Annotated in this window: 18 protein-coding genes; 9 read left to right on the top strand and 9 right to left on the bottom strand. The window is 56.1% G+C overall.

All coding sequences use genetic code 11. The annotated features are described in order from the left end of the window. Positions 1-4 precede the first annotated feature (4 nt). The 5 genes from Q31a_RS01085 to Q31a_RS01065 all read left to right on the top strand — a co-directional run bounded on the left by Q31a_RS01085 (position 5) and on the right by Q31a_RS01065 (position 4,715). Entirely contained in the window at positions 5-322 is a 318-nt protein-coding gene (locus tag Q31a_RS01085) for a hypothetical protein (RefSeq protein ID WP_145072736.1), read from the top strand. Positions 323-324: 2 nt separating this feature from the next. Continuing rightward, a complete protein-coding gene (locus Q31a_RS01080) occupies positions 325-1,113 on the top strand; it encodes a cysteine peptidase family C39 domain-containing protein (protein ID WP_145072734.1) in 789 nt (262 codons plus the stop codon). Next, positions 1,114-2,583, top strand: coding sequence for a RimK family protein (locus Q31a_RS01075; RefSeq protein WP_145072732.1), 1,470 nt, complete (start codon positions 1,114-1,116; stop codon positions 2,581-2,583). Between the two features lie 156 nt (positions 2,584-2,739). After that, positions 2,740-3,981: a glutamate-cysteine ligase family protein gene (locus tag Q31a_RS01070; protein ID WP_145072730.1), complete on the top strand. Its 1,242-nt coding sequence runs from the start codon at positions 2,740-2,742 to the stop codon at positions 3,979-3,981. 23 nt (positions 3,982-4,004) lie between these two features. After that, positions 4,005-4,715: an N-formylglutamate amidohydrolase gene (locus tag Q31a_RS01065; RefSeq protein WP_145072728.1), complete on the top strand. Its 711-nt coding sequence runs from the start codon at positions 4,005-4,007 to the stop codon at positions 4,713-4,715. A 110-nt stretch (positions 4,716-4,825) separates the two neighbouring features. Here Q31a_RS01065 and hemG read toward each other — a convergent pair whose 3' ends face one another. From hemG to Q31a_RS01030, 7 genes are all read right to left on the bottom strand, one after another. Beyond that, complete coding sequence (gene hemG, locus Q31a_RS01060; RefSeq protein WP_197355995.1) at positions 4,826-6,247, bottom strand: protoporphyrinogen oxidase; 1,422 nt, start codon at positions 6,245-6,247, stop codon at positions 4,826-4,828. After that, complete coding sequence (locus tag Q31a_RS01055; RefSeq protein ID WP_145072724.1) at positions 6,244-6,606, bottom strand: 4a-hydroxytetrahydrobiopterin dehydratase; 363 nt, start codon at positions 6,604-6,606, stop codon at positions 6,244-6,246. The genes hemG and Q31a_RS01055 overlap by 4 nt, the downstream gene beginning before the upstream one ends. 47 nt (positions 6,607-6,653) lie before the next feature. Then, complete coding sequence (locus Q31a_RS01050) at positions 6,654-7,763, bottom strand: Gfo/Idh/MocA family protein (protein ID WP_145072722.1); 1,110 nt, start codon at positions 7,761-7,763, stop codon at positions 6,654-6,656. 98 nt (positions 7,764-7,861) lie between these two features. Beyond that, entirely contained in the window at positions 7,862-9,544 is a 1,683-nt protein-coding gene (locus Q31a_RS01045) for a SpoIIE family protein phosphatase (RefSeq protein ID WP_145072720.1), read from the bottom strand. 63 nt (positions 9,545-9,607) lie between these two features. Continuing rightward, on the bottom strand, positions 9,608-10,384 hold the full coding sequence (locus Q31a_RS01040) for a hypothetical protein (protein WP_145072718.1): 777 nt from the start codon (positions 10,382-10,384) through the stop codon (positions 9,608-9,610). A 3-nt stretch (positions 10,385-10,387) separates the two neighbouring features. Then, on the bottom strand, positions 10,388-10,864 hold the full coding sequence (greA, locus tag Q31a_RS01035) for a transcription elongation factor GreA (RefSeq protein WP_145072716.1): 477 nt from the start codon (positions 10,862-10,864) through the stop codon (positions 10,388-10,390). 189 nt (positions 10,865-11,053) lie between these two features. Next, positions 11,054-11,755 carry a zinc ribbon domain-containing protein gene (locus tag Q31a_RS01030; RefSeq protein ID WP_145072714.1) on the bottom strand — a complete coding sequence of 234 codons (702 nt, stop codon included), beginning with the start codon at positions 11,753-11,755 and terminating at the stop codon, positions 11,054-11,056. A gap of 317 nt (positions 11,756-12,072) precedes the next feature. Here Q31a_RS01030 and Q31a_RS01025 point away from each other — a divergent pair, with 317 nt between their 5' ends. Together Q31a_RS01025 and Q31a_RS01020 are read left to right on the top strand one after the other, a co-directional pair. Then, positions 12,073-13,458, top strand: coding sequence for a UTP--glucose-1-phosphate uridylyltransferase (locus Q31a_RS01025; RefSeq protein WP_145072712.1), 1,386 nt, complete (start codon positions 12,073-12,075; stop codon positions 13,456-13,458). 131 nt (positions 13,459-13,589) lie between these two features. Continuing rightward, positions 13,590-15,326 (top strand): C25 family cysteine peptidase, encoded by a 1,737-nt coding sequence (locus tag Q31a_RS01020; RefSeq protein ID WP_145072710.1) that lies wholly within the window; start codon positions 13,590-13,592, stop codon positions 15,324-15,326. 26 nt (positions 15,327-15,352) lie between these two features. Here the strand turns inward: Q31a_RS01020 and Q31a_RS01015 are convergent, their stop codons facing one another. Together Q31a_RS01015 and Q31a_RS01010 are read right to left on the bottom strand one after the other, a co-directional pair. After that, positions 15,353-15,757, bottom strand: coding sequence for a hypothetical protein (locus tag Q31a_RS01015; protein ID WP_145072708.1), 405 nt, complete (start codon positions 15,755-15,757; stop codon positions 15,353-15,355). 55 nt (positions 15,758-15,812) lie between these two features. Further along, entirely contained in the window at positions 15,813-16,745 is a 933-nt protein-coding gene (locus tag Q31a_RS01010; protein WP_145072706.1) for a DUF1559 domain-containing protein, read from the bottom strand. 449 nt (positions 16,746-17,194) lie between these two features. On the opposite strand from Q31a_RS01010, the gene Q31a_RS01005 reads away from it, so the two are divergent. Continuing rightward, positions 17,195-19,642, top strand: a complete 2,448-nt coding sequence (locus tag Q31a_RS01005) for a PSD1 and planctomycete cytochrome C domain-containing protein (RefSeq protein ID WP_145072704.1) — start codon at positions 17,195-17,197, stop codon at positions 19,640-19,642. Between the two features lie 26 nt (positions 19,643-19,668). Continuing rightward, positions 19,669-21,129, top strand: coding sequence for a DUF1501 domain-containing protein (locus Q31a_RS01000; protein ID WP_145072702.1), 1,461 nt, complete (start codon positions 19,669-19,671; stop codon positions 21,127-21,129). The last annotated feature ends 20 nt before the right edge of the window (positions 21,130-21,149 follow it).

Below are 21,149 nucleotides of genomic sequence, written 5' to 3'. Positions count from 1 at the left end.
AATCATGAGTGGTTCGGAATGGATCGTTCACGATGTCAACATCAAGCTCGTTTACAGTGATTCTGTACGGCGGCCCAAAAAGATCAACCAAGCGATCAAGCGAGTTCGCCTGGAAGGGCCCGAGCATCACTTCCCCGATCGACTCGAATTGGTCGCCGACGACATCGTTGATGGTGGCGAACTCACGATCGACGACTTGCAACTTCCCGAAGACTGCGAAATCACCGACCGTCGTGGTGACGCCGTCATCGTTACCGTTCCACCTGAAACCAAGTCGCATCGCCCACGAGGCGAGAATCGCGATCGAGATAGCGACTTTTGACGATGACAAGCTCACGCATGAAACATGCCCTTCAAGTTCAAATTCAGTCCCAACCGAATGACTCCAGTTGCGGCCCCACCTGCTTGGCGGCGGTTTACCAGTACTGGAATGATCCGGTCGATTTGAACCAATTGATCATCGAAATTGGGGAACTGTCCAGCGGTGGCACGCTTGCGGTTCAGCTCGGATGCCACGCGTTACAGCGTGGCTACGACGCGGTCATCACGACGCATAACCTGCAGGTCTTTGACCCGTCGTGGTTTCGAGAGCCGGCCGGCCCAGACGCCAACTGGCTAGCCGATAAGCTCAAGCAGCAGTATGCTGTCAAACGCACCCGCCCCGATACCGACCAACATCGATTGCAGACAGCCACCGAATCCTATTTAAAATTCTTAACGTTGGGCGGACGCATCGAGATGCGGCCGATCAACGAAGAGTTGATCGTGTCGACATTATCCGATGGAAAACCAATGCTCTGCGGCGTCAGCGCGACGTACCTCTACCAGGAGCGCAGGGAGCGTTGGCAACCGGCCGATGCCCAGGGAAAAACCTGCGTCCCTGACGATATTGGCGGTGACCCCACCGGCCATTTTGTCGTGCTGCATGGCTACGATCCGCACAGCGGCAATGTGCAGATTGCAGATCCATTGCACCCCAATCCCATCGCCCCCAGCAATCAATATGTCGCTGCTCGCTCGCGAGTCACGGCAGCCATTCTTTTGGGCATCGTTACCTACGATGCGAACCTCCTCACACTAACACCACGTTCCATGCGTGAAGCGAGCCACTAAATGAATGTCGTTCTCGTTGCCGAATCCAGCGATGACTGGCTTGGCGGTTTTGAGGGCGTTCAGACCATTGACCCCAGTGACTATCTAACCAATCCAGACTGGGACTTTCGGCGAGGAACCAAGATCTACAACCTCTGTAGATCCTATGCCTACCAAAGCATGGGGTATTACGTTTCGCTACTGGCAGAAGCTCGTGGGCAACGTCCCATTCCAGATGTTATGACCATGCAAGACTTGCATGGAGTGGCGGCAGTGCGGCTGATCCCCTCTTCACTAGAAGAGGTCATCCAAAAATCGCTCCAAAGCTTGACCGCCGATGAGTTCACGCTCAGCGTCTATTTTGGCGAGAACCTAGCGCGCAAGTACGATCGGCTCGCCAGGGAGCTGTACGGACTGTTCCAAGCACCGTTGTTGAGGTTTAAGTTCTCACGGCGTGGCAAGTGGCGGTTGCGACGCGCTTCGGCCATCGCCCTCAACGATATCCCCAAGAGTCATCGAGAGTTCGTGGCTAGCGCCGCGCAGCGGCACTTTGCACGTGGCTTTTCTCGCCGTCCCAAGCGGCACGCCTCGCGCTACGACCTGGCGATACTCCACAATCCAGCGGAAGGACAACTCTCTCCCTCCGATCCGCCGGCTCTCAAACGGATGATTAAAGCGGCCGCTAGCTTGGGTATCGCCGCAGAGTTGATCACCCGCGAGGACGCCGGGCGGTTGCTTGAGTTCGATGCCCTCTTTATCCGCGAGACGACCGCGGTCAGCCACCATACCTACCAACTCGCCCGGCGAGCCGAAGCGGCCGGTCAAGTGGTGATTGACGACCCCCTTTCCATCCTGCGCTGTACCAACAAAGTATACTTAGCGGAGTTGCTGAACCGGGCTAAGATCCCAACTCCCAAAACAATCGTCGTGCACCGCCGCAACGCGGATTCGGTGGCGGAACACCTCTCCTTCCCCTGCGTCCTCAAACGCCCCGACAGCGCGTTCAGCCAGGGAGTGGTGAAAGCCAACGACGCCCAGGAGCTGCAAGCACGCTTGGCTGAATTCTTCGTGGATTCCGAGTTGGTAATTGCCCAGGAATACATGCGAACCGATTTCGACTGGCGAATCGGTATTTTGGACCAGCGCCCGATCTTTGCCTGCAAATACCATATGGCCCGTGGCCACTGGCAAATCGCAAAGCATGCGGCAAGTGAGAAGCCCGAATTTGGAAAATTCGATACACTGCCTGTAGAGCTTGCTCCGCGCAAGGCAGTCTCGGTCGCCCTCAAAGCGGCCAATTTGATCGGAGATGGTCTCTACGGTGTCGATGTCAAGGAAGCGGACGGGAACTTCTTCATCATCGAAGTCAACGACAATCCCAACCTGGACTCTGGCGTCGAAGACCTCGTATTGCGCGACGAACTCTACCGTCGATTGATGGAATCCTTCGTACGTCGAATCGAACGCCGTAAAGCACTCAGCGGCAAATAGCTCGCTGTGGCGTGTGGCGAAGTGCGATTCTCGCCCTAGGAAGCTTGTTATCCTGCAACTGCCTCAGCAGTGCAGCGAATCGGGATCGATCTCACACAATTCATTCATTCCTGCCCGCCACTGGGCAGCGCTCAATATTCAGTACGAGAGTCTGACATGTCGACAGTAAGCTTGGGTTTGTTCGAAGCGTTCGGTATCGAAATGGAGTACATGCTGGTCGACCGAGAGACGTTGGAGGTGCGTCCCGTCGCCGACAAAGTGTTAGCTGCGATGGCCGGTCACACGACCTGCGATGTCGAAATTGGCCCCATTTCCTGGTCCAATGAACTCGCCCTGCACGTCATCGAACTCAAAACGACCAAGCCCAAACGGCGTTTGCGACGACTTCCCTCCATGTTTGAAACCGCCATTAGCGAAATCAGCCCTATCCTAGATGGCATGGGCCTCTGCCTACTCCCCTCGGCGGTACACCCCTGGATGAATGCGACCACGGAGACTCGACTTTGGCCGCATGAGTACCACGAGATCTACGAAACCTACGATCGCATCTTCAATTGCCGCACTCACGGCTGGTCCAACGTCCAGAGCGTGCATCTCAACCTGCCCTTTAAACACGCAGCCGAATTTGCAAAGTTGCATGCGGCGGTACGCCTCGTCCTGCCGCTACTGCCCGCTTTGGCTGCGAGCTCCCCGGTACTCGATGGCAAGTACACCGGATTGCTCGATACGCGCATGAATCTCTATGCAGATCATTGCCGAGCCGTTCCCTCCCTGACCGGCAATCTCATCCCCGAACCGATCTTCGACGAAGCGGCCTACCGCCGTGAGATATTTACCCCAATTGCCAACGACATCGGCAAACTAGATCCCCAAGGACAGATGGAGGTCGAGTTCCTCAACGCGCGTGGCGCCATTGCAAGATTCGACCGAGGTTCCATCGAACTGCGTGTGATGGATGTCCAGGAGTATCCAGCGGCAGACGTATCGATCTGTGCCGCCGTCACCTCGCTCGTGCGAGCATTGTGCGATCAAAGATGGCTGCCACTCGAAAAACAGCAATCGATTTCAACAGCCGACCTCAGAAGCATCCTCGATCAGACAACCGCCCACGCGGAGAACGCAACCATCGAAGACGCAGGCTACCTGCAACATTTTGGCATTCGCAAATCAAGCATTACCGCTGGCCAACTGTGGAGTACCCTGCTTGGTGAACTTCGCCGCGAGGATGCCACACTGGATAACCTGTTTGCTCCGATTCAAATCATCCTGGAGAGCGGCACGCTGGCGACTCGCATCACCCATGCCCTGGGTCCCCAGTTTTCGCGTGAAAGGCTCGCAGACGTCTATCGCGACCTTGCCGATTGCCTCCATCGCTGGGTACCGTTCCAGTCACTGTGAGCCTTCCGTCCGGCTGAGCGAACATGCAAGCAACTCCTCCCCATATCATCCTCACATGCGAGCACGGCGGGAACACCGTCCCTGCAGAGCTGGCGGATTGCTTCCAGCGGGGAGAAGCTCAGCAACACCTGCACAGCCACCGTGGATACGATCCAGGTGCATTGCTAGCCGCCCAGAGACTCGCGGACTTGCTCGCCGCTCCGTTGGAATACAGCACGACTTCGCGGCTCGTCGTCGAACTGAACCGTTCACTCGATTCACCGCAGCTCTTCTCGAAGTTCCTAGGACCGCTTGATAGCGTCACCCGCAGCCGCATCTGCGATCGATACTACCATTCCTATCGCAATCGCGTTCAAGAGCGGATTGCTCAACAGGTGAATGCCGGCCAGACCGTGCTCCACCTATCAATTCATTCCTTTACGCCGCGTTTTCGAGGCAGCCGACGGACGTTGGACATTGGCGTCCTATTCGATCCCGCGCGTTCCTGGGAAGTCACCGTTAGCGAGCAGATTGTGGCCCACCTCAAGACAGCCGAGCTGGATGCTCGATACAACGAGCCCTACCTTGGGACCGACGATGGGTTTACCACATTTCTCAGAACGCGATTTCCCAACTCCCACTACGCAGGCCTTGAAATCGAACTTAACAATCGCTTTGCCAAATTTTCGGAACAGAGCCAAATGCGGTGGTGTGAAGCCATCGCGCAGGCGGTGACTCGGGCGTGCCTCCAGTAAGCGAATCGGGGCGTAAGCTGGCCAATCCTCCCAGACACACACACATACTCCGGGGAGGCTTAGAAATGAGGCCGAGCGCCACGACTCCACGGAGCTCCTCGCAACCTCGCCTACTTGTCTTCAGCCAGGCTGGCCAAGACCTCTCGTGCTGCCTGCTGGCCACCTCGAACACACTGAGGAATGCCAACTCCCTGATAGGCGGCACCGCACAACCGAAGCGTTGGGTAGGACTCCAAGACTTGATTCAACTGCTGCATGCGTTCCACATGCCCCACTAAATACTGTGGCATAGCCTTATTCCAGCGAATAATAGCTTGCCAATTGGGGAGCCGCCCAGTCCAGCCAAGGATCTCACGCAACTCGGTTGCCGCAATCTTCTCCAATTCGGCATCGGATTTTTCGATCATCTGCGGATGCAGAGCTCCCCCCATAAAGACTCGCAACAATATCTCATCTTTGGGCGTCCGACCTGCATATTTTTCGCTGCTGTAGCTAATCGCTAACGTGACGCGTCCTTCACGGCTCGGCACAATCATCCCAAAGCCGTCCATCCGCCGGGTGATATCTGCGCGGTTGACAACCAAAGCGGCTACCACGCTCGACGCATAGGGCACTTGGTCGAGCAACTCGGCGCCAGCTGGCAGGGTCGCCCTGAGCAATTCGGCGGCAGGCGCGGCGGGAATCGCACCAATCACCGCATCAAACTCCAGAGACTCCCGCTCGGTGGTTACCACCCATCGCGAGGAATCCTTGCCCGCCGGTCGCAGCTCTGTAACGCGTTGATTCAATTGAATGCAATCGCTAGGTAGCTGTGCCGCAAGTGCGGCCACCCAATCGCTCATCCCAGACTTTGGAGCAGTGAATTGATCGTAGCGAGCTCCGCTTGCCTTGCGGGCGGCAGCCAGTGCATCCTTCTGCCTCGCGGCGAGATGCCCGCGAATCAAACCGCCATGCTCCTGCTCCATTTTTACAAACTGTGGCATGGTCGCTTGCATGCTCAGCGTGCTGGGATCCGCGGTAAAAATACCACTGACGATCGGCTCAACCAAGCGTTCGAAAACCTCGCGTCCCAAACGTCGCACCACAAACGATTCCAGAGACTCATCCGCAATGGTATCTCGGGCCGGAATCCAATACTCTTTGGCCAGACGCAACTTGCCTGCCCAGGAAAGTGTCTTCGTCTGCAAAATGGAACTGATGCGAGTGGGTTGCATCAAGCTAAACCCTGCGGGAATCGGCAGTAACCGGCCACGGTTCAGCACGAATGCTTTACGATTCGACTTCGCCGGCTGAATCAACTGCTCCTCTAGCCCACACGCTCGCGACCAATCCAAGGCATCGGGGACGAGGGTTGCAAAGTTGTCTGCCCCCTTCTCGATCAGATAGGGTCCTGCCTGAATCGTCTCAAGCACTCCACCAACTCGCCCGGACGACTCGAACAGAGTTATGTGGGGATGTGGCTCTGCCTGCAGCAACTGCCACGCGGCCGCCAAGCCACTGATCCCTCCGCCAAGTACCGCTACGCGTTTCACAATCCGACGACTCTCGCGATAGAATCAATCTTGGCTGCCAGGATAAAGTCATTTTCGCTCAACCCACCAATGGCATGAGTCGTCAACTCAACTCGCACCTTGCGATAGTCGGTAAGGTGCAAATTGGGATGGTGCTGGTCGACTTCCGCAACCTCGGCGATTGTGTTGATCAGCCCCACCGCTTGCACAAAGTTCTTCAGCTTCCAAACGCGCGCGATCGACTTGCCATCCTCCGACAGCTGCCACTCCGGTAGTGCGTTGAGCTGCTGGCTGGAAAAATCGAGCGAACAAGCCTCCACCCCACCTTCGCAGGGAAGGCATTTTTTGGCAGTCAGTTGTGTGGCCGATTGAACTTCCATGGTGCATTTCATTCTAGAGTCAAATTGCTTAAAGGGCACAAAGGGTTTTAGGGTGTCATGGAAATCTTGGCGCCATCCTGATTCGACGACTCGAAGCATGCATCGAGCACCTGCTGGGTCTTTAGCGTCCAGGCGGGCCAACTGGCATCGCTCTTACCCGACAGGGCGAGATCCGCAAATTTGCGGATCATGCGCACCTCTTGTGCAGTTGCTTGACCAGCATCGTATTCGCGGACAGCGTGACGCTGCGAATGCGGTTCCATGTGAAATTCGCAATTGTCAATTTCGAATCGATCCTGAGCCGTCAGCACATCGACTTCCGATCCGTGATAGGGCAGCACGAAATCGTTGACCCGCAGATTCCCCTTCGATCCACTGGCATGGAACCATTGCTGATTCTCGGTTAGGAAAGAGCAGTAGAAACTGGCGGTCACACCACTTGCAAAATACAACTCCGCAGAAAACTCTCCAGGCACGGTTCCGGGGCTGCCAGTGCCTTGCAGGCGGGTTAATTGACGTGCCTGCACATGCGTGGGCATCTCACCATTGAGGCTGCACAGAAAATATCGCACGCAATACCATCCGAGATCGCCTAGGCAACCGTACGGCTCGAGCTCGCTATGCACTCGAATGTTCTTCTTCAAGAAAGTCGCATCGCCTGCAAAGGAAAACTGCGCGGCCATTCGCCGAAGCTGACCGATACGCTCATCGCATTTCAGCAACTCCCCCACGAGAGGCAACCGCTGGCTGTGCATGAACATGACACCGTCCATGTACTGCACATTGTTCTTTTTGCACGCTTCGAGCATTCCAGCCACTTGCTGCGCGTTAAGTGCAGCTGGCTTTTCTCCCAAGACATGCTTACCTGCCTCCGCAGCGCGAATCACCCACTCGTGCCGCAGCGCGGTCGGGAGAGGAATGTAGACGGCATCGATGTCCTCTCTTGCCAGCAGAGCTTCGTACGAACCGACAGCGTCCGGTGTAGAGACCTGCGGTACTTGGGCGGTGCATTCGTCTATAAACTTCTGTGCCGAAGCTTCACTACGGCTTGCAACCGCCGCGACGCGGGCGTTGCCGCTGAGGCGAATTGCCTTCCAATTCTTGCGTGCAATCCCAGCGGTCCCCATGATTCCAAAGCGACAGTGTTTCTCGGCCATAGATCTTAAGCTTTCCTATTAATTCAGAGGTTAAATGGGTATTTACAAGACATGCGGAGTTGAGCCCAGGCATCGGCAGTAGCAGGCGGCCCTACTCGTTAGGCGCGACTGAGGATGACGACACACATATCATCAGCTTGCTCAGTACCCTCGGTAAATCGCTGCACATCGGCAACAATCTTCTTCCCCAACTTCTGCATGTCCCCCGCGCTGGCGGTTACCAGCTTTTTGAGTCGTTCAATACCGAACATACCTCCCGACTTGGAAGGCGCTTCGTTAATCCCATCGGTATAGAGCACGAGCCCCTCTTTGGCATTCAGTTGAATCGACACCAGTTCGTATTCAAAATCCTCAATCACGCCAATGGGAACGCCCACTCCTTCATCTCCCGGCTCGAACAGCGAACCATCGGCTCGCTTCCAGAGCGGCCGCATGTGCCCAGCGTTTACAATATCCACCCGGCCGGTCCCCGGCTCCAGGACCAGGCATAACAAAGTGATGAACATGCCTACGCCCAGCTCATTCATATTGCGATTCAAGCAGGTCACGGCCACCGCAGGATCTGAATGGCTGGCTAGCAGAAATCGCATCTCGGCCGACAGCTTGGCCATGAGCATCGCGGCCGCGATACCATGCCCTGAAACATCCGCTGCAACTATCGCAAGCCGGCCGTCAGCCAGAGGAATGTAGTCGTAGTAGTCCCCACCAATCTGCTCAGCAGGTCGGTAGAATTGAAAAAAGGAGTACCCCTCGGTGAGCGGTTCCTTTTCAGGCAAGAATGCTTGCTGGACTCGGCGCGCAAGGTTCAAGTCTTGGGACACTCGCTGTTGATGAACGAGCTGTTCGTGCAGCTGTGCATTTTCGATCGCGACGCCAGCTTGCGTCGCCACGCCAGCGAGCACCTCCAAATCCCCTTGCTCGAAATGGCGCTTGGCATCCAGGGTATCCATCTGAATAGCACCCAGCGGATTTCCATCGCTATCGAGCAATGGGGCAACAATCATCGAGCGAATTCGGAAATCGGAGATACTGTTCGCCATTTCAAATCGCTCGTCGCTCGTCGCGTCCAAGGAAATGATCGCTTGCTTCGATTCCATCACTTCGCGCAAAACGGTTCGACTGATTCGAAAGGTTTCTTCCTGGCCAGGCTGCCGCGTCTTCACCCAGCGTGGTACGAGCTCGCCATTTTCCTTGAGGACGATGAACGCGCGATCGGCTTGTAGAAAGATTCTAAAAAGCGCGTCGAGCACTTTCGGAAGCACGTCCTCGATCTTCAACGCTCGGCCAAGGTTCGAAGCAATTTCCAGGACAGCCCGCAGTCGCACGTCAGAGCCGGTCGTCAACTGCGTACCATGCTGACTGCCGCGAATGCTTAGCTTCCCACTGACGGCTCGCGAAGACTCCTTTTGCCCCTGATCGTCGACCAACAAGACGCCAAATGAAGAACCATCGGAAGACATGACCGAGGAGCCAGTCAGCAGCCCCTTGACCGGATCTGCGTGGAAAGAATACTCCACATCACAAATACGGATGAGATCCCCATCCTGCAGCGGGCTGCGGCCCGAGATGAGCCTTCCATTGAGGAATGTCCCATTGCGGCTGCGAAGGTCTTCAATCTCGTACTCTCCGCCGTGACGATGCAACCGCGCGTGCTGCCGACTAACAGCCCCCACATCGATGGTAACATCGCAATCGGGATGCCGCCCCATCACCGTCACGCGTTTGTCCACCTCGAAGCGTTTGCCGAAACCAGAACCACTTATCGCGGTGAGAAATGCCATATCAAACTTCCGAACCGGATGGAAACGTGGATTCAATATTTGACGGTCGACAACCCCAAGAATTTAATTCCTGGCGGGTGGCGTCGCCATTTCACCCGGGACGTTGTCCACATCAAGTGCCATTTTCACTAACTTTGCGAATGCTTCCGCGGCTGTCGATTCGTAGGGCTCGTTGGGAACATCACTCCCCTGAACCAACTGCTCAGCACGTCGCATAAATTCGCGAATTTCATCGGCGGTCAAATTGCTACGCACCTCAACACTGAGTTGGTCCTCGCGGACTTTTGAACAGTGCTGCAGCGTGAATTCAAGATCGTTTCTACCCAGCTTTCGCTCGGCTCCCATCCGCATCAGACGCTGACTGATCCGCTCCACAGCCTGGACCTCAGTCCCAGTCAAACCAACATCCTTCGACTGCGCCACGATCGACTGAACCCCTCCCCATAATAGAATTGGGTTATCTTGCAGGCAATTCCGCAACCTCGATAACTGCCGCTTATCAATGCTCCGGTCATGCAGCATGGCTACGATATCGTGCAATTGATCGACGATTGAGTTCTTATCCTCTGCAGCCAACTGGCTGGTCTCTACCCAAGGAATCAATTGTTCGTCGACCCCTCGTTCGGCCAAGGGGTATTGATCGCTGAACATGAACCAGCTGCCGAAGGCACACACGCTACAAAAAACCGCCAGCGTCAAAATAACCACCACCAGACAGGCAGGTCCTATGGAGGGTTCTTGGTGCTCTTCAGCGTTGGGTTTAACCGGTGCCTTGGGCTGGCCCTCGGTGCCGGGTACACCGGTGGTTGGCGCATCGGACGCATCTTCGTTTTCGGACATGGATTACCGATACTCTATCGCGAGGATCTCAAACTTGAGCTTGCCCTTGGGCACGTCAATTTCAACTTTGTCACCGATCTTGCATCCCATCAAGGCGGCTCCAATGGGACTCGTCGAGAGAATCCTCCCCTTGTCATAGTCTTCGTCACCAGCCCCGACCATGGTAAACTCCTCCTCGTCGTCGTAGTCGAGGTCCTTGACCTTGACGGTGGACAATAGGCCGACTTCATCCTTGGGAAGTTTGCTTGGATCAATGATGTAAGCATTGGAGATCATCATCTTCTTTTGATTGATCTTGGCCTGCAACATCCCTTGATTTTCACGCTGCGCATGGTATTCCGCATTTTCTTTGAGGTCCCCCTCGGCGCGTGCCTCTGCAATCTTCTCGGTAACCAGCGGCATGTCAACATTCTCAAGCTGATCAACTTCAGCCCGAAGTTGGTTATACTTCTCGCGAGTCATCGGAACCATTTCCGACATTCGATCACTCCTTACAGGACGAAGGCATTACCATAAAAAACACGACCCCTCCCTCGACAAGCCGCTCAAACAGCGACTTGGAGGAAGAGGTCGTGGCCAATTCAAACTAGTCTGTAGCTATATCGTTGGAGTTTCCCCAGCGTTTGTCAAGCAGAAGGGGGTGCTTGGACGGCTCGCTTTGGGAGTCCTCTAGCGAACCTGGTACAGCAGGCGACCGCAGGCCGGACACATGACAGTTTGTCCCACCAGCAATTTTTCCATGATTTGAGGGGTCAAATTCTGGTAGCACCCGCCGCAGCACTTCCCCTCCAACTCGGCCATTGCGTCTTCTCCCTTGGCAGCCACCAAACGGAGATATTCGCGTTTAAATTCGCCACTGAGCTCCGCCTCCGCAGCCTCCAATTCGGTCCCCACGCGTGCCAATTCGCTTTCCAAAACCACTTTTTTGTCAGCGATCCGCTGGCTCACTTCGGCCAACTCTCCCTTGACCTCCTCGACTTTGTCCAGGGCCACCGACAAGAGCTGCTCCTGCTCGTCGATCGCTTCCAAAGCTTCGAGAATTTCATCCGAAAGCACGACATTGGCCTGCGTATCGGCGGCAATCTGCTCCTTTAGCGTCTGGTACGCTCGATTTTCCTTGGAAGCGTTCATCTGCGATTGCCAATTGACAATCTTTCCCTCCCGCTCCTTCATCTGAAGCTGCTTGCTGTCCGCTTCCATCTTCGTCTGCTGGATCGTACCCCGAATCTGCTCGACGTAGGCCTCCGCTAACCGCAACTTGTTCTGGACAACCCCCACCACCTTAGGACCACGTGCCAACTGTCCCAGCAAGTCTGTTTTCTGGCGATTGATACGATGGAGGCGATGTACAAGTGGTCCCGAAGCCGTCATATGGAAAACGCTATTTTGGAAGTACGAAAAAGAAACAGGAGCTGGGGGTTCAATGGCCCCCGCGAATTCCGTGTAGTTAGATAGCGTTTATCCTACCCCAGGCAGGCCACGAAGGGTAGCACTTACGATAATTGCGGTCCATCCAGCTGCTGTCGTCCTAGACTCGCAATCCCGCTATATTTGGGGAAATAGGTGGATACTCCCGGTGGAGAATTCCCCTCTTCGCTTGGGATTCATCTAGAACAGGTATTCCTCATGATCCTTTTCGGTGCCCCACGGCTCCCCCATCCTCAATCCCTCACACGCGACCCACGGCCATGAGCATCAAAGAGACTCTCCAACAGCATCGCCAAGCTCATTTAGTCAACTTTCTGGAGCAATTGGCCGGACCGTCACGAGCCGCCTTGGAAAACCAGCTAGAGCAGATCGATTTCGGGCAACTGGCGCGATTGACCGCCGGCGCGGACACCCACACCGATTGGTCCGCCTTGGCCGCCCGCGCCGAGCCACCGACGGCGGTAAGGCTGGGCACACCGCACCCCGAATTCTCTCCCTCGGCTGCACAGGAAGCAGGTGAAGCGGCCCTGCGTGACGGAAAAGTCGGAATGATTCTGGTCGCTGGAGGGCAGGGGACGCGGCTCGGATTCGATCAACCCAAAGGCATGTTCCCCATTGGCCCGGTCAGCGGCCGCACGCTCTTCCAAATGCACTGCGACCGCCTGCTCGCATGCATGCAGAAATACGGCGTACCGATCCATCTCTTCATCATGACCAGCCCAGCCACCGACGCAGAAACACGAGACTATTTCGCACAGCACAACAACTGTGGCTTGGAGGCCGACGAGCTACACATTTTTTGCCAAGGAACCATGCCGGCGGTGGACGGTCAATCCGGTCAGATCCTAATGGCTGAGCCCGATAAGATTGCCCTCAGCCCTGATGGCCACGGGGGACTCGTTGAAGCGCTCGAAAAGAACGGCTGCCTGAAAGAAGCCCAACGCGTTGGCATCGAACATTTTTACTATGCCCAAGTCGACAACCCACTCGCTCAGGTCTGCGCCCCCGAGTTGCTCGGCTACCACCTGCTCGCCGGCAGCGAGATGACCACTCAAGTCGTCACCAAACGGTTTGCCGAGGAAAAAGTGGGCAATGTCGTCCAAGTCGATGGCAAAGTTCAGATTATCGAATACAGCGATTTACCTGCCGCGGCCGCCCAGCAGATCCAACCCGACGGCTCGCTGCGGCTGTGGGCGGGCAACATCGCAATCCATGTCCTGAGCCGTGAGTTCCTGGAGCAGGTCGTTCAAAGCGATTCTGGCCTCCCCTTCCATCGCGCCCACAAGACGGTCGGCCATGTCACGCTCGAGGGCAAATGCGTCGCCCCCAAACAACCCAATGCGATCAAATTTGAACGCTTCGTATTCGACCTATTGCCTCTCGCCAGCGGGGCCATCGTGGTCGAAGGACTGGCTGCCGACGTCTTTGCACCGGTCAAAAATGCCAATGGCGCTGAGGTTGATACACCAGCGACGTCCCAAACGGCCATCCTAGCCCAACACCGAAAGTGGCTGGAGTCTGCGGGTGCTGTGGTTGAAGATGGAATTCGAGTCGAGATCCATCCCAGCTGGGCACAAGACGCTAAAGAGGTTGCAGCTAAACTCCCCCCTAATACGATCTTCACCGCCGATACCTTTTTGAGGTAGGCTTGCACGGTGAGTGCGCGCTTCCACTTCGCTAGCAAACACTCAAATCACCCCAGGGATGAACGATAGCCAAAAAATCGAACACGCGAAATCCAACAACTGCGTCTACTGGCGACAAGGATGAATCAATCATGTGGCGAAATACCGGGTCCTACCGACCGCGACGCTTATTTAACCTGCACCTAGCCAGCTTGTGCCTAGTCGCATGCCTAGCCCCCCACGCACAACCTGCAGATGTCGTCGTGGTGCGACCTGCGGAGTGGGAGGGCGCTATGGCAAACTGGAAACAACACCGAGAATCCCAGGGGCACACCCTGCTCGAACTCGATGGCCGAATGGGCAAAGACGCAATCCGAGCCGCCATCGTCAACATCGCGCGCCAGCAAGCGGAAGCTGGACAGGCCGATGAGCTCAAACATGTTTTGATTGTGGGCGACGTTGGCAACGACCCGACCATCCACATCGGCACCTTTTACTACACGAGCACCGCAATGGTGCAATTTGGTGGCGAGCATATGCTAGCCTCCGACAACCCGTTCGGTGACCTCGACAACGATGGCATCCCAGAATTGGCAGTCGGCCGCATCCCAGCCAATAGCCCAGCAGAACTGCAACGAGTCCTAGATCGTATCGTGGCCTTTGAAACGCAGCAGGACTCCACCAGCTGGAGGCGGGATGTCCATATGGTCGCTGGAGTCGGTGGGTTTGGTGCCCTGGCCGATTCGGTCATTGAAATGACCACGCGACAGTTCCTGGCTCAGCGCATTCCAGGCTGGTCGAATGTATCGATGACGCACGCGAGCGCTCAAAGCAACTACTGCCCCGATCCTGAACTGTTCAGCTCTACGCTGATTAACCGCATCAACCAAGGTGGCATGCTGTGGGTCTATATTGGACATGGTGCCGTCACCCAACTCGATTACCTGCGGGTGGAAGAGCGGCAAATCCCCATCCTCACGGAGGACCAGGTCGGCAAGTTCCAGGCTGGCACGCGCGCACCGATCGCCGTGTTCCTAGCTTGCTACACCGGTGCTTTCGATGCACAGGAAGACTCGTTGGCCGAACGCCTAATACTCAGCGATAATGGCCCAATTGCTGCCTTGGCCGCATCGCGAGTCGCCGGCCCCTACGGCTTGGCAATGCTCTCCGACGGACTGCTGACCGAGTACTTCGACCTTCCCACTGAAACGCTCGGCCTGGCTATCCTCCACGCAAAGCAATGTTCATTGCAAGCCGCCAGCAAGGAAGGGAATGCTACGACAGATCCCCCTCCCTCCCAGCTCGACATGGTCGCTGCCATCGCTCAAGCGCTCAGTCCTGCCGACTATGACTTGGCTGCCGAGAGAGCCGAACACGCCTGGCAAATGAACCTGCTCGGGGATCCACTGCTGCGACTCCCTCAGCCCAGCGAACTCAGCGTGGACGCCCCCACCCAAGCCTCCGCGGGTGAGGAGTTTGAAGTCACCGGTCATGCAACACTTGCTGGCCAATTGTCGGTAGAACTGATCCATCGGCGAGGCCAACACCGCCCCGATCTCGAACACCTTGCAACCGACCCAATCACAATTGCAGGCCGGGCAGGGATGCAACAACGCTACCAATCGTCCAACGATAGCGTCATTCTAAAGCGATCGGTGAACCTCGCTCCCCCAGCGTCCCCTCTCACCAGCCGTCCAACCTCCAGCCAAATCGTCCTCACGAACATCTCAACGCACCCTGACGGGAATACCGCTCCCGCCACGGTGCCCTTTAGCGTAACAATGCGAGTTCCAGACGACCTCCCCCGTGGCCGCTACGGCCTAAGACTCTTCTTATCCAGCCCACAGGGGTGGGAGGTCGGATACGCGGAAATCCTAATTAAACCGTAGCTGGCGCAACTCAAGTAAAAACAGGGTTATTCAGAGGGCAGGTCCCAGTCTTTTTGCATCGACCCTCCCTCCACGACCAAAATCAACTCCGTCTGGTTGTTGTACTTCGGTGGCAGCACCTCCTCGAGAATTTCCTGCTCTGGACTGTCTGGCGTGTTGTACAGCTTCCGCGTCCCGACAACCTTCGGGATACGGATCTGCACTTTGGATTCCCCCAAGGGCACCATCGAAGTGTATTTTCCGTCGATGATCTCGGCCCCCGCGGTCGGCGACTGACCATCGACAGGAATAAAAGTAATCCCTCCCTTGTCCGATAGTTTTCCGTCCACGGAAACGGTCCCACTGACTTTTACCAACCCCGAAGAGTCGCCGCAGCCGAGCAGCGTCGGAACGGTGAGAATAGAGAGGACTAAGAATAAAAAACGTAGCATGAAACAACTCACGAGAGGATTGAACAGGAAGCGGTTTTGTGGGTAACGTGGGAGACTATTCCGGGAGTTCGACAGCTTCGCCACCATCCATCGTCCCCATGGCTTGCCACACCACTAGCGAGATACTGTTGCTAGTAAAGTGAATTGAACCATCACAATAGGCTGTAGTTACACCTCCTGTGTGCCGGCTGCGCGCCGCGTTTTGCTGCTCCGTCCCAGCAGCAGCTGGCATTTGTGGGTCGTTGGGCGTTTGAAACCACCCGTTGCGAATAATGTCCGGCGCCGAGGTGTTCGGTGTCATCAATGTATGGAATCGAAAAACACCATCATCGTTGTGAATGTCTCCGCGCCAGTCATTGTCCGCCGAACTCTTAGCGATCAGATATTCACTCATTAGCAGCGTATTGGATGTCCCATCCGAAATGCTGCCAAAAGTGGTTTTGTTGGGCATACTGCGGTTGCCATTGTTATGCGAAAAGGGGGCGGATGCTGCCGGCTGAGGATTCTGCCCATACCAGCTGTTTCCCCAATTGACCACGTAGTTGCCGCGCGTCCGTTGGTATCGACTACCCGGATCATTCTGGTCGATCGTGCCACTGTCGCTCGGACATAAATAAATGGAGACATGCTTCCCGGTTGGCCCGTCCAAGGTGAAGGGAATCGTATTTGGCTCCACGTAAAAATGAGACTTAAGGTCGGTCATGTTGTACAGACTCGTTTGTTCCACATAGGGCCAAAGATACATGACCCAAGTCTGCCGGAGGGCCGCACCATTGGACGACCCCTTGGGGAAGGCCTTGAAGGCATCGTGGTGATTATGAAACGCGAGCGCCCACTGCTTGAGATGGTTGCTGCACTGCATCCGCCGAGCCGCTTCGCGGGCAGACTGCACCGCGGGTAACAGTAACCCCACCAAAATACCGATGATCGCAATAACGACCAATAACTCAACGAGAGTGAATGCACGTTTGGGCGCGTTTCGTAGCATGGCTGATCTCCTGATCCAGAACTCAAAGGGGGGATACGCACGAAGCTGGTACCGCACGCTGCGAAACCGCTAGCTTGCAAGCACACCGCCACTAAAGGCGGCCAAACGCTCCTACAAGCTACTTAAGGCGTAAGATCGCATGTTACCTTATTCCCCAGGCAGAATCAGCATGTCTCACGCTCGCGGGGCAATTTTGACGCATTTACGCCACATTGGGGATCCTGCTGGGTACGCAGGGCTAGCTAGCAGCAGGCGAGCATCAAGGTGTGTTTCCGGCTGCCCCCGCTCCAGAAGCGTAATGACAAACGCATCGTATCGTCTAAGATAGACTGTATGGATCCCTTCGCTCAGTGCGCACAACCTGTGGTTCTCAACCGCAGATGCACGGGCTCGTCTCCCGCCAACTCCTCACTCCTCCCCCCACAAATCTCCGGCTAGGAATTGTTCCAATGGCAAAGCAGACGCTATTCCCAGGCTTAGGATGGCTCCCCAATGTACTGCTAGCGGCTCTGACGGGACTCTGCTCGGTGTCACTGGTCAATCCGCTGGCTGGAGCGGCAGATATCGACTTTGCCAAAGACATCCAGATGGTCCTAGCGCGCCGGTGCTATGCCTGCCACGGTCCCGACCTACAGGAGGGCAGCATTCGCTTTGACGATCGCACCAGCCTCATTGCGGAAGCCGACAGCGGTCTGCCACCCCTTACGCCAGGTAAGGCGAGCCAGAGTGAGCTGATTCGCCGCATTACAACCGAGGACGAATCCGAGCGCATGCCGCCGGAAGGGAAACCGTTGACGGAAACGGAAGTCGCGGCGTTGGCGGCCTGGATCGACTCCGGCGCGGAGTACAAACTCCACTGGGCCTTTCAACCCATTTCACGACCACCGGTTCCCGAGGTATCCACCCCTGCTTGGTCACGACAACCACTCGACAACTTCATTTTGTCCAAGATCGAGCAAGCGGGACTGGCCCCAGTAGCGGAAGCGAGTGCGCAATCCTTGGTCCGCCGAACCTACATCGACATTACGGGACTTCCTCCGACTCCCGAACAGGTAGCAGCCTGGAGTCACGACTGGAGCGATCAGAAATACACCCAGCTAGTGGACCAGCTGCTGGCCGATCCCGCCTTCGGAGAACGTTGGGCGCGCAACTGGCTCGACGTCGTCCGCTTTGCTGAAACCAACAGTTACGAGCGAGACGGCATCAAGCCCAACGCATGGAAGTATCGCGATTACGTCATCCGCGCCATGAACAGCGACAAACCCTATGACCGTTTCGTGCGTGAACAACTCGCCGGTGATGAACTGGATGAAGTCACCCCCGACTCACTTACCGCTACTGGCTACTATCGCCTGGGAATCTGGGATGACGAACCGGCAGATCCATTGCAAGCCAAGTTTGATGGATACGATGACCTCGTGGCCACCACTAGCCAAGGCTTCCTCGGTCTTACGCTCAACTGCGCGCGCTGCCATGACCACAAGATTGACCCCTTGCTGCAAAAAGACTACTACAGCATGGTCGCTTTCATGCGCGACGTGACCGAGTATGCGGAGCGAGGCGACCTAACGACGAACAATCAGATCGACATCAACGCGGACGTCGGCGAGCAATACGATGTACTCGAATCTCGCAAACGCACTATGGAACAAGAAACGCGAAAAATTGAGCAAGCTGCGATTCAGAAGATGACCGCTACCGAACAACGCGCCACCGAGGGAGCTGGTCGTCGCCAGGTGCTCAAGGAACGCATGCAGCAATTCGTGGACGCGGAGACCTGGGATACGTACCAGTCGCTCAAGCAGGAAGTCCGTGAAATAGGGAAGCAACTTCAGAACCTCCCACCTCGGGAAACGGTTTTGGGGCTGGCCGTGCTGAATGCTCATCCCGAACAAACCTTCGTACAACTCCGCGGTAGCCCCCATGCTCCTGGCGACCCCGTCGACCTGACCTTTCCCAAGCTTATCGGTGGCGGCGCCCCTCAAATCCCAGAACCTCCTGCCGATGCCAAATCTGCTGGCCGGCGACGCGTGCTGGCCGATTGGATCGCTTCCGACGACAACTGGATGACCGCTCGCGTGATCGTTAATCGGATTTGGCTTCATTACTTCGGACGTGGCATCGTCCGTTCACCCAACAATTTTGGTCTCATGGGAGATCCACCGACACACCCCGAGCTGCTCGATTTTCTTGCCACGGAACTCATCCGCAACAACTGGCAGCTGAAGAACATTCATCGCATGATCCTGCAATCGAGCACCTATCGCCTGCGAACCCAACCCACCGACGAACTTGAGGCTCAAGACCCAGGCAATGATTTATTCTGCCACCAAAACTTGCGCCGCTTAAGTGCGGAACAAATCCGCGATTCGGTGCTCACCGTTACCGGACAATTGAACGCAGTGCGATTCGGGGAAAGCATGTATCCAGAACTATCTGCGGAGGTGCTGGCAAGCCAGTCGCAGCCCGGTAAGGGCTGGGGGCAATCCAGCGCCGCAGAGCAAAGCCGGCGAAGTATTTACGTGCATGTCAAACGCTCGCTACCGGTCCCAATGCTGTCCGCTTTCGATTTCCCAGAGACCGATATTAGTTGCGAAGCCCGCTTTCTAACGACGCAACCCGGGCAAGCCCTCTCCATGCTCAACAGCGACTGGATGCAGCAACAAGCCGAGTATTTTCTGAAACGCGTCGAAGCCGAAGTGGGCAACGACCTCCGACAGCAAGCGAAACGGTGCCTGGAACTGGCGCTCAGCAAGCCGGCGCAGGAAATCGATGTAGCCGAATTGCTGGACTTAGTTGCTCGCTTGAAAACCCAATACGAATTAGACGATCACGCCGCGCGACACGCCATGTGCCTCGTCACCCTCAATCTCAATGAATTCTTTTATCTCGACTAAGTTTAGCCAGTCTGGGAGTATGACAGATGAAACAAGCACCCAAAGGTTCATTCTGCGGCCGAGTACGACGCGAATTTCTGTGGCAAACTGGAGCTGGATTCGGTTCGGTCGCCCTTAGTTCGATGCTGGGACGCGACGGTTTTTTTAGTTCGACTGCTGCCGCAGCTTCTCCGAGCAGCAATCCGCTCGCCGCCAAGCCGCCGCATTTCGCGCCCAAAGCCAAGAGCATCATCTTCCTGTTCATGTACGGCGGACCGAGCCACATCGATACCTTCGACTACAAGCCGAACATGATCGGCATGGATGGCAAGACGGTCAACGTGTCCACCTTTGGACGTGGTGGACACCGCGATGGCGGACGCATCGTCGAACCACGTTGGAAATTCAAACAGTACGGCGAATGTGGCAAATGGGTGAGCGACCTGTTCCCCAACGTGGCGCAGCACGTCGATGACATCGCGTTCCTGAGCTCGATGACCGCGGACTCTCCCATCCACGGGTCTGCCATGCTGATGATGAACTCCGGCAAGATCCTCAGCGGTGCCCCTGCGCTCGGATCATGGGTCAATTACGGCCTCGGATCCGTCAACGAAAACCTTCCCGGCTTTGTCGTGATGCTCGACCCCACCGGCGGCCCCATCAGTGGCGCGAAGAATTGGTCCAGTGGCTATATGCCTGCGACCTACCAAGGAACTGTCTTGCGCAGTAAAGGCAATCCAATCCTCGACCTCCAAGTCCCTGAGGGGACTACCCGTGATGTGCAGCGTGAAATGCTGGACTCCATTGCTGCCATCAATGGCCGACACGCCCAGCACCAACGAGAAAATGATGCACTCGCTGCTCGGATCTCCAGTTACGAACTTGCCTACAAGATGCAAGAACATGCGCCCGAGGCAGTCGACATGAGTACCGAAGATACCGAAACACTCGAACTCTACGGGGTCAACAATCCCAAGACTGAGGATTTTGGTCGTCGCTGCATTATCGCGCGCCGCTTGGTCGAACGTGGCGTACGGTGTGTCCAACTCTACAGTGGTGGCGCCCACAACGATGACAACTGGGACGCACACGGAGATCTCGAGAAAAATCACAACAAGCATGCCGGCGCCACTGATCAACCCGTTGCAGCGCTCCTGCAGGACTTGAAGCGTCGAGGCCTGCTGGATTCCACGCTGGTCGTATGGGGGGGCGAATTCGGCAGACAGCCGACCGCCGAGTACGCCGAAGGGTCTGGCCGCGATCACAATTCCTTTGGATTCACCATGTGGATGGCCGGCGGCGGCATCAAGGGCGGAGTCACTGTGGGAGCCACCGACGAACTAGGCTCGACAGCCGTGGAAAAACCCATGCATGTCAAGCGTTTGCATGCCACCATCCTGCAGCAATTGGGGCTCGACCCCAATCACCTGAGCTACTTCTACAGTGGACTCGATCAAAAGCTCGTTGGGGTAGAACATGTCTCTCCCATCCAAGAAGTGATCGCCTGACCCTCACCTGCCCAGCAACC

The organism is Aureliella helgolandensis, from assembly GCF_007752135.1.
GTDB classification, from domain to species: Bacteria; Planctomycetota; Planctomycetia; order Pirellulales; family Pirellulaceae; genus Aureliella; species Aureliella helgolandensis.
This window is presented reverse-complemented; position numbering and strand designations above follow the sequence as displayed.